The 12,253-nt window shown below is 70.8% G+C and carries 13 protein-coding genes; 7 read left to right on the top strand and 6 right to left on the bottom strand.

Annotation, left to right across the window (positions count from 1 at the left end; all coding sequences use genetic code 11):
* Window positions 1-197 precede the first annotated feature (197 nt).
* On the bottom strand, window positions 198-875 hold the full coding sequence (locus C8250_RS37830) for a chaplin (protein WP_138355614.1): 678 nt from the start codon (window positions 873-875) through the stop codon (window positions 198-200).
* A 209-nt stretch (window positions 876-1,084) separates the two neighbouring features.
* Between C8250_RS37830 and valS the strand changes: the two genes are divergently transcribed.
* Window positions 1,085-3,658, top strand: coding sequence for a valine--tRNA ligase (gene valS / locus C8250_RS37835; RefSeq protein ID WP_138355615.1), 2,574 nt, complete (start codon window positions 1,085-1,087; stop codon window positions 3,656-3,658).
* Window positions 3,659-3,770: 112 nt separating this feature from the next.
* On the opposite strand, the gene C8250_RS37840 is transcribed toward valS, so the two are convergent.
* Window positions 3,771-4,256 (bottom strand): hypothetical protein, encoded by a 486-nt coding sequence (locus tag C8250_RS37840; protein ID WP_138355616.1) that lies wholly within the window; start codon window positions 4,254-4,256, stop codon window positions 3,771-3,773.
* A 519-nt stretch (window positions 4,257-4,775) separates the two neighbouring features.
* On the opposite strand from C8250_RS37840, the gene C8250_RS44085 reads away from it, so the two are divergent.
* Complete coding sequence (locus C8250_RS44085; RefSeq protein WP_232485101.1) at window positions 4,776-5,021, top strand: hypothetical protein; 246 nt, start codon at window positions 4,776-4,778, stop codon at window positions 5,019-5,021.
* A 47-nt stretch (window positions 5,022-5,068) separates the two neighbouring features.
* Window positions 5,069-5,197: a hypothetical protein gene (locus C8250_RS44575; RefSeq protein WP_269289141.1), complete on the top strand. Its 129-nt coding sequence runs from the start codon at window positions 5,069-5,071 to the stop codon at window positions 5,195-5,197.
* A 51-nt stretch (window positions 5,198-5,248) separates the two neighbouring features.
* Here the strand turns inward: C8250_RS44575 and C8250_RS37850 are convergent, their stop codons facing one another.
* Window positions 5,249-7,234, bottom strand: a complete 1,986-nt coding sequence (locus C8250_RS37850; RefSeq protein ID WP_138355617.1) for a protein kinase — start codon at window positions 7,232-7,234, stop codon at window positions 5,249-5,251.
* Window positions 7,235-7,446: 212 nt separating this feature from the next.
* Between C8250_RS37850 and C8250_RS37855 the strand changes: the two genes are divergently transcribed.
* Both C8250_RS37855 and C8250_RS37860 read left to right on the top strand, forming a co-directional pair.
* Window positions 7,447-8,016 (top strand): sugar O-acetyltransferase, encoded by a 570-nt coding sequence (locus C8250_RS37855; protein ID WP_138355618.1) that lies wholly within the window; start codon window positions 7,447-7,449, stop codon window positions 8,014-8,016.
* Between the two features lie 95 nt (window positions 8,017-8,111).
* Window positions 8,112-9,098: an aldo/keto reductase gene (locus tag C8250_RS37860; RefSeq protein WP_138355619.1), complete on the top strand. Its 987-nt coding sequence runs from the start codon at window positions 8,112-8,114 to the stop codon at window positions 9,096-9,098.
* 87 nt (window positions 9,099-9,185) lie between these two features.
* Here the strand turns inward: C8250_RS37860 and C8250_RS37865 are convergent, their stop codons facing one another.
* Window positions 9,186-9,536, bottom strand: coding sequence for a hypothetical protein (locus C8250_RS37865; RefSeq protein WP_138355620.1), 351 nt, complete (start codon window positions 9,534-9,536; stop codon window positions 9,186-9,188).
* 172 nt (window positions 9,537-9,708) lie between these two features.
* On the opposite strand from C8250_RS37865, the gene C8250_RS37870 reads away from it, so the two are divergent.
* Entirely contained in the window at window positions 9,709-10,242 is a 534-nt protein-coding gene (locus C8250_RS37870; RefSeq protein WP_138355621.1) for a GNAT family N-acetyltransferase, read from the top strand.
* 17 nt (window positions 10,243-10,259) lie between these two features.
* Here the strand turns inward: C8250_RS37870 and C8250_RS37875 are convergent, their stop codons facing one another.
* Complete coding sequence (locus C8250_RS37875; RefSeq protein WP_138355622.1) at window positions 10,260-10,877, bottom strand: PadR family transcriptional regulator; 618 nt, start codon at window positions 10,875-10,877, stop codon at window positions 10,260-10,262.
* A gap of 66 nt (window positions 10,878-10,943) precedes the next feature.
* On the opposite strand from C8250_RS37875, the gene C8250_RS37880 reads away from it, so the two are divergent.
* The gene (locus C8250_RS37880) at window positions 10,944-11,456 is read left to right on the top strand and encodes a hypothetical protein (RefSeq protein WP_138355623.1); all 513 of its coding nucleotides are present in this window, start codon (window positions 10,944-10,946) and stop codon (window positions 11,454-11,456) included.
* Window positions 11,457-11,592: 136 nt separating this feature from the next.
* On the opposite strand, the gene C8250_RS37885 is transcribed toward C8250_RS37880, so the two are convergent.
* Window positions 11,593-12,240 carry an HD domain-containing protein gene (locus C8250_RS37885; protein WP_138355624.1) on the bottom strand — a complete coding sequence of 216 codons (648 nt, stop codon included), beginning with the start codon at window positions 12,238-12,240 and terminating at the stop codon, window positions 11,593-11,595.
* Window positions 12,241-12,253: the final 13 nt, after the last annotated feature.

The following is a 12,253-nucleotide window of genomic DNA, read 5'->3' on the forward strand; positions in this document are numbered from 1 at the left end:
GCGAGACCGTGAGACGACACTGGTGGTGGATGCACGTTCCCGCGGTGTCCCACGCAGGGGAACGCCTTGTATGCACCCAAATGATGTCATTCACTGATGTGATGGGGCGGTCGGCCGGCTGCTGCGGCCGACGTGCCGCGGCCGGGGGCCGGGGCCAGGGGAGTTCGGCCGCCGGCCCGGGCCGGCCCAGGAGCCCGTCACGTCCGCGGACGTGACCTCCGGTACAGCACGGTGCCGCCGATCAGCAGGGCAGCGCCCGCCGGTACGGTGAAGCCCAGGGAGTCCGTGCCCGTGTGCGCGAGCGACTCGCCGGCCTCGGCCTGGACGAGCGGGGCCTGATGACCCGCCGGTACCGGCACGGTCAGCCGCGGAGGCGCGGGGAGGGTGCGGACGGGAGGCGTGTCCGGCCGGTTTGAAGAGACGTTTCCGCTCGACGGGTTCCCGATACCCACGACGCTGACCGCGTTCCCCGTGATGTTCACCGGCAGATCGATCGGCAACTGCAGGCCGTTGCCCGACAGGAGCCCCGGCGAGCCCTTCGTCGCGCCGTGCGCGGCCGAGTCGCCGGTGGTCGTGGACCGGGCGCCTCCGGTGCCCTGGCCGGCGGCCGGACCCGCGGCAGGACCGCCACCGTGCGAGACGTCGGCACATCCGTTGCCGGACGACGGGTTGAGCAGGCCGACCACACTGACCGTGTTCCCGCACAGGTTGACCGGAACGTGCACCGGGATCTGCACCGAGTTGCCCGACAGCACCCCGGGAGATCCCACCGAGTCACCACCGGCGCCCGCGTCGGCGTGCGCGTATCCGGCACTGGCCAGTGCTCCGCCGGCGACCATGGCGGTGAGCAGTCCCTTTCTGGCGACCTGTTTCATAGGTTTCCTGCCTTCCGGAATTCCACGCGGACCGAACGTCCGCACCCGTCACAACGCACCGGAGGCATTCGGGTTATGGCTCATATGTATTTCACTCCCTTCGAGTGGTCGTGTACGGCCCGGCCCAAGTGGCCTGGGGTTCCGGCCTCGCGCGCGGCGGAGCACCCGGCCCGAAGCGGCGAACCGCACGTCCTTTAGCATGTCGGAGCATGACGTTCACCCACCGCCCGAGCGGCGTTCCCGAGAGGCCCGTCCTCGACGGGCTGGAAGAGAAGTGGTCTCAACGGTGGGACACGTCAGGCGTATACGTATTTGACCGCTCCAGGACGCGCGAGCAGGTGTTCTCCATCGACACCCCGCCGCCCACCGTCAGCGGTTCGCTGCACGTCGGCCATGTCTTCTCGTACACGCACACCGACGCGATCGCGCGGTACCAGCGCATGTGCGGCAAGGAGGTCTTCTACCCGATGGGGTGGGACGACAACGGCCTGCCGACCGAGCGGCGCGTGCAGAACTACTTCGGTGTCCGGTGCGACCCGGCGCTGCCCTATGACCCGGAGTTCACCCCGCCCGAGAACCCGGGGAAGCAGCAGCTCCCCGTCTCCCGGCGCAACTTCATCGAACTGTGCGAGCGGCTGACCGTCGAGGACGAGAAGGCGTTCGAGGACCTGTGGCGCCGGCTCGGCCTGTCGGTGGACTGGACGCGGACGTACCAGACGATCAACGACGAGGCCCGTGCCACCTCGCAGCTCGCTTTCCTCAACTGCCTCGCCCGCGGCGAGGCGTACATGGCCGAGGCACCGACGCTGTGGGACGTCACCTTCCGCACCGCCGTCGCCCAGGCCGAACTGGAGGACCGCGAGCGGCCGGCCGCTTACCACCGGCTGGTGTTCCACGGCGCCGACGGCCGCCGCGTCCTGATCGACACCACCCGCCCCGAACTGCTCCCCGCCTGCGTCGCGCTCGTCGCCCACCCCGACGACGCCCGCTACCAGGACCTGTTCGGCACGACGGTCCGCACCCCGCTCTTCGATGTCGCCGTGCCCGTGCTGGCGCACCAGCTGGCCGACCCGGAGAAGGGCTCGGGCATCGCCATGGTGTGCACCTTCGGCGACACCACCGACGTCACCTGGTGGCGCGAACTCCGGCTCGACACCCGCCCGGTGATCGGCTGGGACGGCCGCTTCACCGCGGATCCGCCCCCGGGCGTCGACTCCGAAGCGGCGCGCGCCGCCTACGGCCGGCTGGCCGGAGCCACCGCGCACACCGCCCGCGAGCGCGTCGTGGAGATGCTGCGGGCCGGCGGCGAGATGGAGGGCGACCCGCGGCCGGTCACCCACACGGTGAAGTTCTTCGAGAAGGGCGACAAGCCCCTGGAGATCGTCACCACCCGCCAGTGGTACCTGCGCAACGGCGGGCGCGACGTCCCGCTGCGTGAGGAACTGCTCCGGCGCGGCGCCGAACTGCGCTGGCACCCCGAACACATGCGGGTGCGCTACGAGAACTGGGTGAGCGGACTCAACGGTGACTGGCTCGTCAGCCGCCAGCGGTTCTTCGGCGTGCCGATCCCGGTCTGGTATCCGCTGGACCAGGAGGGCAACCCGGAGTACGACCGGCCGATCGCCCCGGACCCGGCGGCGCTGCCGGTCGACCCCAGCACCGAGGCGCCCGCGGGATACACCGAGCAACAGCGCGGCGCGCCCGGCGGGTTCACCGGCGACCCCGACATCATGGACACCTGGGCCACCTCGTCGCTCACCCCGCAGATCGCCGGCCGGTGGCTGAAGGACCCGGATCTGTTCGAGCGGGTCTTCCCCATGGACCTCCGCCCGCAGGCCCACGAGATCATCCGTACCTGGCTGTTCTCCACCGTCGTCCGCTCGCACGCCGAACACGGCGTACTGCCCTGGAAGCACGCCACGATCTCCGGGTGGATCCTCGATCCGGACCGCAAGAAGATGTCGAAGTCCAAGGGCAATGTGGTCACCCCCGCCGACCTCCTCGTCCAGCACGGTTCCGACGCCGTCCGCTACTGGGCCGCCAGCGGCCGTCCCGGCACCGACACGGCCTTCGACACCGGCCAGATGAAGATCGGCCGCCGGCTCGCGGTGAAGATCCTCAACGCCAGCAAGTTCGTCCGCGGCTTCGGCGAGGTGCCCGACGGGACCCCCGTCACCGGTCCCCTGGACCGCGCGATGCTCGCCGAACTCGCCGCGGCGGTCGAGGAGGTCACCGCCGCGTTCGAGGACTTCAACTACGCGCGCGCCCTGGAGCGAACGGAGCACTTCTTCTGGCGCTTCTGCGACGACTACGTCGAACTGGTCAAGGACCGTGCCTACGGCGCCGAGGGCAGTGCCAACGGATCATGGGACATCGACGGGACGCACTCGGCCCGCGCGGCCCTGACCACTGCCCTCGACACGCTGCTGCGGCTCTTCGCCCCCGTGCTGCCGTTCGTCACGGAGGAAGTGTGGTCCTGGCACGCCGAGGGCTCGGTCCACCGTGCGGCCTGGCCCGCGGCGGCGGAGATCCGCGCCCTGGCCGCCGACGGGGACGGAGAGCTGCTGGCGACGGCGGCCGAGGTCATCGCGGCGGTCCGCAAGGCCAAGTCGGAGGCGAAGGTGTCCATGCGCGCCGAGGTGAAGGAGGCCGTGGTCTCCGGTCCGCGTGAGGTGCTCGACCGCTACGCCCTCGTCGACGCCGATGTGCGTGCCGCCGGCCGGATCGGCGCCGTGGAACAGCAGGAGGACGCCGGACCCTTGGCGGTGCGCGTCAGTCTGTGACCGGCCGGACGGCCAGTCCGTGACCGACCGGACGGACCGAAGCGGCTGCCCCGGGCCCATGAACCGGGGCAGCCGCGGCTGCGGGGCGCGATCACACGCCGGGGGGGAGCGGTCAGTTGTGGTCGGCCCGGCGGCGGCGCAGCATCACGACGCCGCCGGCCGCGACGCCGAGGAGGGCGATGCCGCCCGTGATCCGGCCGGTGTTCATCCCGCCGACCGAACCGCCCAGACCGGTCCTGGCACCCTTGCTCGCCGTGCCGACCTCGAACTGGTAGGTGCTGGTTGCGCCACCGGGACACGCGACGTCGATCGAGTACGTGCCGGCCTTGATGGCGGACCTGATCGTCGCGGTGCCGGTGTAGATGCGCGCCGAGCCGGTGGAGAGCTCGACCTTGCCGGTGAAGGCCTCCGACGTGGCCGAGGCCGAGGAGGCGGTGCAGCCGCCGCTGACGGAGATGACGACGGTGGAGCCGGGCATGGCCGGGCTCGGGGTGACGCTCAGCGAGGGCTGGTCCGCGGCGTACGCGGCACTGGCACCGGCTCCGATCGCGACGGAGGCGAGGGCGGTGGCAGCCAGGACCGTGGCTATGCGACGCATGGTGCGAACTCCGTTCACCGACACGGGGAGCGCACGATGTGCACGCAGTCGACTCCATGCCTGAGATCCATCCAAAGGGGATATGTATCGGCCCGCGCATCCTCGCCGGGGCCCGAGCGTCCCTCGGACGGCGGCACCCGACGTCGTCCTGGGCAGCGATCCGGCAGGTCACAGCATCATGGGCGGGAGGGACGGCCGCTGCCCGGCGCACCGCCGAACGAGTGGGAGCGCCACGGCCGGGGCGCCACTCGGCGACCGGAGGGGCGACCGGGCGGGTTCGGACCGGGGTGGGACCGGGGCGGGATCGGTCGCCGCGACACAGGCCGCACCTGCACAAAATGTGCCGACCGGCAAGGCGTTCGGCGAAATTCACCCACAGGACTGAACCGCCAGCTGCCTGCACGTTTCTGCTTTTCCCACGGTCCCTTAGAGTTCAGGGATGTCGCCCGGGACTCCGGTGGTAGTCCGTATGGCTGAGTGCTTCCGTCGATCCGGAAGCTGTTGGACAGGGGACCGCGCATGGATGAGGACACCCAGCCCGCCACCGCGGGCCAGACCTCCCTCCGGTCGGACTCCGCGCTGTCGCGGCGCCGGCTCGTCCACACCTACGAGCGGGGCGAGTTCACCGTGGTGGAGTTACGCGGGGAGATCGACCTGTCCACGATCGAGGAGGTCGGCGCGGGCGTGTCCGCCGTGACGGAGTCGCCGGGCGCCCTGGTGGTCGTGGACCTGCGGCCCGCCCAGTTCTTCGACTGCGCCGCCTGACGCTGCTGGTCCGCACCCACCGCCGGCTTCTGGAGCACGACGGCTGGATGGGGCTGGTCTGCACCCATCCCTGGCATCTGCGGATCCTGCGGCTGGCCGGCCTCACGATGGACCTGCGCCCCGTCGCGACGGTGGAGGCCGCCTGCGCCCGCGCACCGCGCAAGCGCCCGGACTGACGCAGCGCCCGCAGTGACGCCGGCGGTACGGCGGCCCGGAGTCGGACGGGCTCAGCCGCAGGTGATGTTGGCGTGGTCGAAGGACGCCGTGAAGGGCCGCTTCTGCGGATCACCCTGGGGCGACTGGGCGCGGTTGACGACGGAGAGGCCGATCCGGAGTTCCGGTGTCCCCTTGCCTCCCGACGTGCCCGGAGTCGGCGCCTGCCCCAGCTGCTGCCAGTCCGCCGCACCGCTCGCCCGCCAGGACGCGGTCACCGTATCTCCGGCGCGCCGCAGCCGCAGTTGGAGGCTGGTGGCGTCCGTCCTGACGAGCGTCCTGCCCTTGGCCGCCGCGGTGGTGAAGGCGTAGTCCACGGTGACGTACTTCCCGTCGTCCCTGAAGTACTCGAAGGTGATGCCGCCGGTGTCGCCGTAGCCGCGCTCCAGGCGGATGTACCCGAAGTCGGCCGCGCTGAGGAAGAGGCCGGCTCCCTGGTAGGTGTAATGCGGGGACGCGTTCACTTCGGTCTCGGCGGTGAAGTTCCCGTTCACCTCCCGGTAGAACATGGGCGCCCTGGCACCGATCGAGGGGATGTCGGCGCGCAGATCGGCGCCGTCGGCGGCGGTGATGTCGAGCTTGCCGCCGGGGAGCGCGATGGTGTCTTCCATCTTGTTGATCGGATGCCAGCCGGCGGCGCTCACGTTCGAGGTGAAGGGGTCGTTGATGCCGCCGCAGGGCAGCGCGGTGGCCGGGCCGTCCGGGGCGGGTGAGGCCGTGCTCGGCGCGCCCGAAGCCTTGCTGTCCCCACCCGTGTCGTCCTTGTTCCCCAACTGGTTCAGCGCGATGGCCACACCGCCGCCGATCAGCAGCACCGCGACGGCCACCGCGAGGATCGCGCGGCGGCGCTTCGGCGGCCGCTGGACTCCGGGATGCTGCGGGGCCTGCGGGGCCGGGACGGTGGAGTACGCGCTGTGGCTGCCGGGTCCGTTGTACCCGGTCCCGCCGGAGGCCGGGACGAACGGCGGCGGGCCGAACCCCGCGGGCGGGCCGGCTCCCTCCGCACGACCCGATCCCTCCGCCGGACCGGGATAGCCGTAGCCGGACGGCGCCGGTGCGGTGAGCGGAGCGGTGGGGGCCGGAGGGGGGTCCAGCACGGTCCGTTCCTCGTCGAGCATCCCCGACTGCCGCAGGATCGCCCGGGTCAGCGGCGCGGGCAGCCAGCGCCCGCCCGACGCGAACGCCGCGGTCGGCGCCTGATCGGGGGAGTCCAGCCCGTCCAGGATCTGCGCCGCGCTGGGCCGTTCCCACGGGTTCTTGGCCAGACAGCTCCGAGCCAGCGGGCGCAGTCCGCCCGGCAGGTCGTCCACCTCGACCTCGTCGTTGACCACCCGGTAGAGCAGCGCGGGGGTGGGGCCGGTGCCGAAGGGGGACCGGCCGGTCGCGGCGAAGACCAGCACCGCGCCCAGCGCGAAGATGTCGGTGGCGAAGGTGACCTCGCCACCGGTGACCTGCTCGGGCGCCATGAATCCCGGTGAGCCGATCGCCGATCCGGCCATCGTCAGCCCCACGGACTCCAGCGCCTTGGCGATGCCGAAGTCGATGACCTTGGGACCGTCCAGGGCGAGCAGCACATTCGACGGCTTGAGGTCCCGGTGGACCAGCCCCGCCCGGTGGATGGCGACCAGTGCCTCGGCGAGCCCGGCGACGAGCATGCGCACGGAGTCCTCGGGCAGCGGGCCGAACTCCGTCACGGCGCTGGTGAGGGACGGTCCGGGGACGTAGCCGGTGGCCAGCCACGGCGGGTCCGCGTTCGGATCGGCGTCGATGACCGGTGCCGTGAAGACCCCGCTGACCCGTTTCGCGGCCTCGACCTCACGGGCGAACCTGATGCGGAACTGCGGGTCCTGGGCCAGATCGGCCCGGACCACCTTCACCGCGACGGACCGGCCGCCCGGTGAGCGCGCCAGATAGACCTGCCCCATGCCGCCCGCGCCGAGCCGTGCGCTGATCCGGTACTGCGCCACCTGCCGCGGATCCCCGGGCCCCAGTTGTTCCACCGTGCCGCACCCCCTCCGGAACCCGTGCCGGCCGGGCGCCGCAAGCTCCCCCGCCGACGTCGCATCCGGCCCACGATCAGAGTAGAGCCGCGCGGCCCGCGGTGGGGTGTGTCGCGCAAGTCGGCGTGCCGCCGGATCCGGCGGGGCTGTCGAGCCCCGCCTGCCCGCCCGCGCTGTTGGCTATCGTGGCTGATCTGGGAGAGAGGACCCCTGTGGGCGAGAACAAGGAACGCATGCTGGCAGGCGACTGGTACCTCCCGGACGACCCCGACCTGGGTGCGGATTCCGAGCGGCGAGCCGAGCTGTGCGCGGCCTACAACTCGGTCGACCCGGGTGCGCGGCCCGCACCGGCCGAGCGTCGCAAGCTCCTGGAGCACCTGCTCGGCGCGGTGGGCGAAGGGGTGGTGATCCGTGCGCCGTTCCAGTGCGACTACGGGCGTCAGATCACTGTCGGCGCCCGGACGTTCGTGAACTTCGGTGCGGTCTTCCTCGACGCGGCGCCCATCACCATCGGAGCCGACGTGCAGATCGGTCCTAACGTCCAACTGCTGACGCCGGCCCATGAGCTGGACACCGAGCGGCGGCGGGCCGGCTGGGAGAAGGCGGTGCCGATCACGATCGGCGACAACGTCTGGCTCGGCGGCGGGGTGATCGTCTGCCCCGGAGTGACCATCGGCGAGAACACCGTGGTCGGCGCCGGTGCGGTGGTCACCAAGGACCTGCCGGCCGGCGTCCTGGCGGTCGGCAATCCGGCCCGGGTCATCCGCTCGCTGGACACCTGACCGCCCTGGTCGGAGGGGGTTGACTTAGAGCGCTCTCCAGGATGCAGACTCCTGCTCAAAGCCCGGCACCGATGGGCTCGACGAGGGGAACGCACATGCGGTACCGCACGATCGGCAAGGACCCGGCGACCCGCCGCGAGGTGAGCGTGCTGAGTCTCGGCGCCATGCTGTTCGGCACGATCACCGATGAGGCGACATCGTTCGCGATCCTCGACCGGTTCGTCGAAGCCGGCGGCACCTTCATCGACACGTCCAACAACTACGCCTACTGGGTCAACGGCACCCAGGGCGGCGAGAGCGAGGAACTGCTCGGCCGTTGGCGCCGCAGCCGCGGTGCCGGTGACGAGCTGACCATCGCCACCAAGCTCGGGGGGCGGCCGCTCGCCCCCAGCGCCACCATGGCCCTCGACGTCGAAGGCCTGTCGGCCAAGACGATCCGGGAGTCCGCGGAGCGCAGCCGGGAGCGGCTCGGTATGGAGAAGCTGGACCTGCTGTACGCGCACACCCAGATCACGAGCGTACCGACGCAGGAGATCGTCGAGAGCTTCGCCGAACTGGTCGCCGAGGGCGCCGTCGGTCTGCTCGGGGCGAGCAACCACTACGCGTGGCGGGTGGAGCAGGCCCGCAGCCTGGCCGCGGCGGCCGGCCTGCCGGGGTACGAGGTCCTGCAGTTCCACCACAGCTATCTGCGGCAGCGCACCGACTTCCCGAGCCGGCGCTCCCCGGACGGCCAGGAGGGCGTGCTCAGCGGCGACCATCTCAGCTATCTGCGCTCCGACCCCGAACTCGCGCTCGTCGCCTACTCGCCACTGCTGGGCGGTGCCTACGTCCGTGAGGACAAGCCGCTGGGCCCCGAGTTCGACCACTCGGGCACGCCGGTCCGGCTCGCCGCACTGCGGCAGGTGGCCAAGGAGACCGGGGCGACCGCCAACCAGGTGGTGCTGTCCTGGCTGATCGGATCCGAGATCCCGGCGATCCCGCTGGTCGGCGCCTCCTCGGTGGCGCAGCTGGACGAGAGTCTGGCCGCGGTCGACCTGGAGCTGACGGCGGAACAGCGCGAGCGGCTGGACGCGGCGCGGTAACCCGTCGCCTGCGGCGGGCACCCTCGTACCGCCGGTGTGATCTCCGACCCCGCCCCGATGCAGGACCGACGGCCACGGCGTTGCGGCTCAGCGGAACTCGTGGACCACGTCGATCGTGCCGGCGATGTGGGCGTTGAACTTGTCGAGCTCCTCGGCCGGGACCCACAGTTCGAGGATCGTCCGGCCGCCGGCCTGCTGGACGGGGTACCGGGCCACGAAGTCGGAGTCGACCTCGAAGCGGGTGACGAAGCCCGCGCCGTCGTGCTTGACGTTCCAGTCCCGGGCGATCCTGACCGCGTAGTCCTCGTTGAGCACCGGGTAGAAGATCGGCTGCTCCGGCAGGCGCGGCGGCCAGGCACGCCACTCCAGCTCCCGGACCAGCTCCAGCTCCTTCGGACCGGTCGGGCGCCAGAGGGTTGTCGTCGGTCGGCCGGTCATGGTGAGTGCCTTCTGCGGAGGGGCGGAAGTCGGTGATTCCGCTGGTCAGGAGAGTGCAGGATAGCGGCGCCGCGCGTCGGGCGGCCAGGGAGTTCTCCGGGGCCGGGGCCGGGGCCCGTGCGCCGGGAGTGCCGATTACCGCTGGGGCCGCCGCGTTCGGCAGGATGCGGGTATGACCGAAATCCGTACCCCCCGCCTCATCCTCCGTCGCTGGCATGACGACGACCTCGCGCCCATGGCGGAGATCAACGCCGACCCGCAGGTGATGCGCTACATCGCGGACGGCTCGGTCCGTGATCTGGAGAGCACCGCAGAGGCCATCGAGCGCTGGGAGGAGGAGTGGGACGAGGAAGGCTTCGGGCTCTTCGCCGTCGAGCTGCTCGCCTCCGGTGAACTGGCCGGATTCACCGGGCTGTCCGTGCCCAGCTTCCTGCCGGAGGTGCTGCCCGCCGTGGAGATCGGCTGGCGGCTCGGCCGGCAGTTCTGGGGCCAGGGCTACGCGTCGGAGGCCGCCCACGCCACGCTGGAGTTCGCGCTCCAGGATCGCGGCCTGGACCGCGTCATCAGCATCGCCGCGGTGGGCAACGACGCCTCCGAGAACGTCATGCGGAAGCTCGGCATGGTCGTGGAGCGTGAGACCGTGCACCCGGAGTACGGGACGCCGCTTCGCGTGCACAGCATCGACCTCACCGAGTACCACGCCTGACGCGAACGGGCCCCGGATCAGACGCCAGGGATCGAGGCCGTGGCGAGCTTCCGGAGCTCCTCGTAGTCCCAGGTGAGAGAGCCGTCGCGCAGGGAGTCGAGGACGCCGGTGACCCATGCCAGTTCGGCGCCGGTGATCGTGCGGACGTATTCGGTCTCCAGCATGGTCACGCGGGGAAGTTGGAAGCCCTCGGCCTCGGTGGCCAGTGCCGCGTCCAGTTCGGCGATCTCCCGGAGCAGCAGGTCCCGGCGCTCGGTGAGCAGCTTCTGAGCGGTCTCCGGGGTGAGCATCAGGAAGAAGGAGAGCGCGGCGGGGAACTCCGGGAACTCGTTGCGTGGCGTGGAGAGGATCTCCGCGAGCCACTGGCGTGCGGCGTCCCGGCCGCTGTCGGTGACCTGGTAGGTCGTGCGCTCGGGATACCGGTGATCGCGGTCGGTGTCCTGGACTTGGATCAGCCCTGCCTCCTGGAGCCGGCTGATCATCTTGTAGAGGGTCGCGCGCTGGCCGACGTTGACGACCTGGTCCTTGCCCCACTGCTTGATGAGGCGCTGGATGCCGTACGGATGCATCGGGCCGTTCTCCAGAAGGCTGAGGATCGCCAGGGCCAACGGGGAGCGCCGGAACTTAGTGGTCACAGAGATAAATGTACACCGCCCTCCTACTAGTTGCCGGAACACTAGAGGGTGTGCCACTATGAAGCCATGGCGAACACAGAGAACCTCCGCGAAGACTTCACTCCCGACAACGGCCCGGTCTGCATCGACGCGGACCACACGATGACCAAGCACCTCGGCAACTGGACCAAGGCCAACCGCTTCCAGATCCGCACCCGGCGCGGCGCGGTCGTCCTGGACCTGCGCTCTCCCGAGATCGCCGACGGCGACATCCACGTCCACGTCGACATCGACCACGGCATGCTCAAGCTGCTCGTGCCCTCCGACGCGACCATCGACCACTTCGGGAGCCTGTCCTGGGTCGGCCGCGGCCGCGTCAAGGACCTCGAGAGCGCCTCGGCGACCCCCAGCGGCCGCCGGATCCACATCAGTGGCAAGGTGCACGGCGGTGAGATCCGCGTTCACCGCAACGGCATGGCGCACCTGTCCGCGATCTTCTCCCGCGCCTTCCTCGAAGACGCCAAGCGCGCCCGCCGCGAAGGCGTCCTGCCCACCGTCGACGACCCGACCCGCTCCGTCTCCGGCACCACCGATCGGTGACCCGGTGCCGCCACGTCAGTAGTCAAGAATTCCGTTCCACGAACATGGTGAGGGCGGCGCGGATCCTCCACGGATCCGCGCCGCCCTCATTGCTTTGCAGACCGCTTCCGGGCAGTCGGGCAGCCGGGGAGCCGGTCTACTCGGGCCAGGGCGAGTTCTGGATGGTCTCCACGAAGTCGCCGCGCTCGAACCCCGGGACGAAGTGCTGGAGGACATCGGCCTTCACGTTCCCGAACGTCGTCTCCGGCTTCGGGGCGATGCCCGCGGTGAACGCCTCCAGGATCCGCCGCTTGAAGTCCGGGCGGGGGTGCAGCGCGGTGATCTCGGCGCGGTCGCTGTCACGGATGTCCCGGTATCCGATGCCCAGGACGTCGTACTCGACGCCGGCGGTGAGCAGCGCGACCTCAGGCTCCATGAAGCCGGGGATGCCGGGGGTGGTGTGCAGGGCGATGGCCGTCCAGACCCGCCGGATGCCGTCCTCGGGGAGACCGTGGCCGAGCAGGAAGCGGCGTGCCTCGTCGGCGCTGTCCACCTCGAAGCGGCGCCCGCTGCCACGGAAGGTTTCGCCGAGGCCCAAGTCGTGGAACATCGCTGCGACGTAGAGCAGTTCCGCGTCGAACCGCAGACCGCGGTTGGCTCCCTGCAGGCTGCCGAACCAGTAGACGCGGCGGGAGTGGTGGTAGATCAGCTCGCCGACCGTGTCGCGCACCAGCTCGGTGGCCTCGGCTGCGAGTTTGGTGTCCGGAACGGACACTCCGGCGGCGCTGGACTCCTGGACCGTCATGGAACGGCTCCTC

The sequence above is a fragment of the Streptomyces sp. So13.3 genome, assembly GCF_005860785.2.
GTDB lineage: Bacteria > Actinomycetota > Actinomycetes > Streptomycetales > Streptomycetaceae > Actinacidiphila > Actinacidiphila fildesensis.

What these genes read in the sequence shown, in the direction of transcription:
- C8250_RS37865 (WP_138355620.1), bottom strand. Translation starts at nt 9,536, where the DNA reads ATGACCGGCCGACCGACGACAACCCTCTGGCGCCCGACCGGTCCGAAG.
- C8250_RS37860 (WP_138355619.1), top strand. Translation starts at nt 8,112, where the DNA reads ATGCGGTACCGCACGATCGGCAAGGACCCGGCGACCCGCCGCGAGGTG.
- C8250_RS37870 (WP_138355621.1), top strand. Translation starts at nt 9,709, where the DNA reads ATGACCGAAATCCGTACCCCCCGCCTCATCCTCCGTCGCTGGCATGAC.
- C8250_RS44575 (WP_269289141.1), top strand. Translation starts at nt 5,069, where the DNA reads ATGGGGCTGGTCTGCACCCATCCCTGGCATCTGCGGATCCTGCGGCTG.
- C8250_RS44085 (WP_232485101.1), top strand. Translation starts at nt 4,776, where the DNA reads ATGGATGAGGACACCCAGCCCGCCACCGCGGGCCAGACCTCCCTCCGG.
- C8250_RS37830 (WP_138355614.1), bottom strand. Translation starts at nt 875, where the DNA reads ATGAAACAGGTCGCCAGAAAGGGACTGCTCACCGCCATGGTCGCCGGC.
- C8250_RS37880 (WP_138355623.1), top strand. Translation starts at nt 10,944, where the DNA reads ATGGCGAACACAGAGAACCTCCGCGAAGACTTCACTCCCGACAACGGC.
- C8250_RS37840 (WP_138355616.1), bottom strand. Translation starts at nt 4,256, where the DNA reads ATGCGTCGCATAGCCACGGTCCTGGCTGCCACCGCCCTCGCCTCCGTC.
- valS (WP_138355615.1), top strand. Translation starts at nt 1,085, where the DNA reads ATGACGTTCACCCACCGCCCGAGCGGCGTTCCCGAGAGGCCCGTCCTC.
- C8250_RS37885 (WP_138355624.1), bottom strand. Translation starts at nt 12,240, where the DNA reads ATGACGGTCCAGGAGTCCAGCGCCGCCGGAGTGTCCGTTCCGGACACC.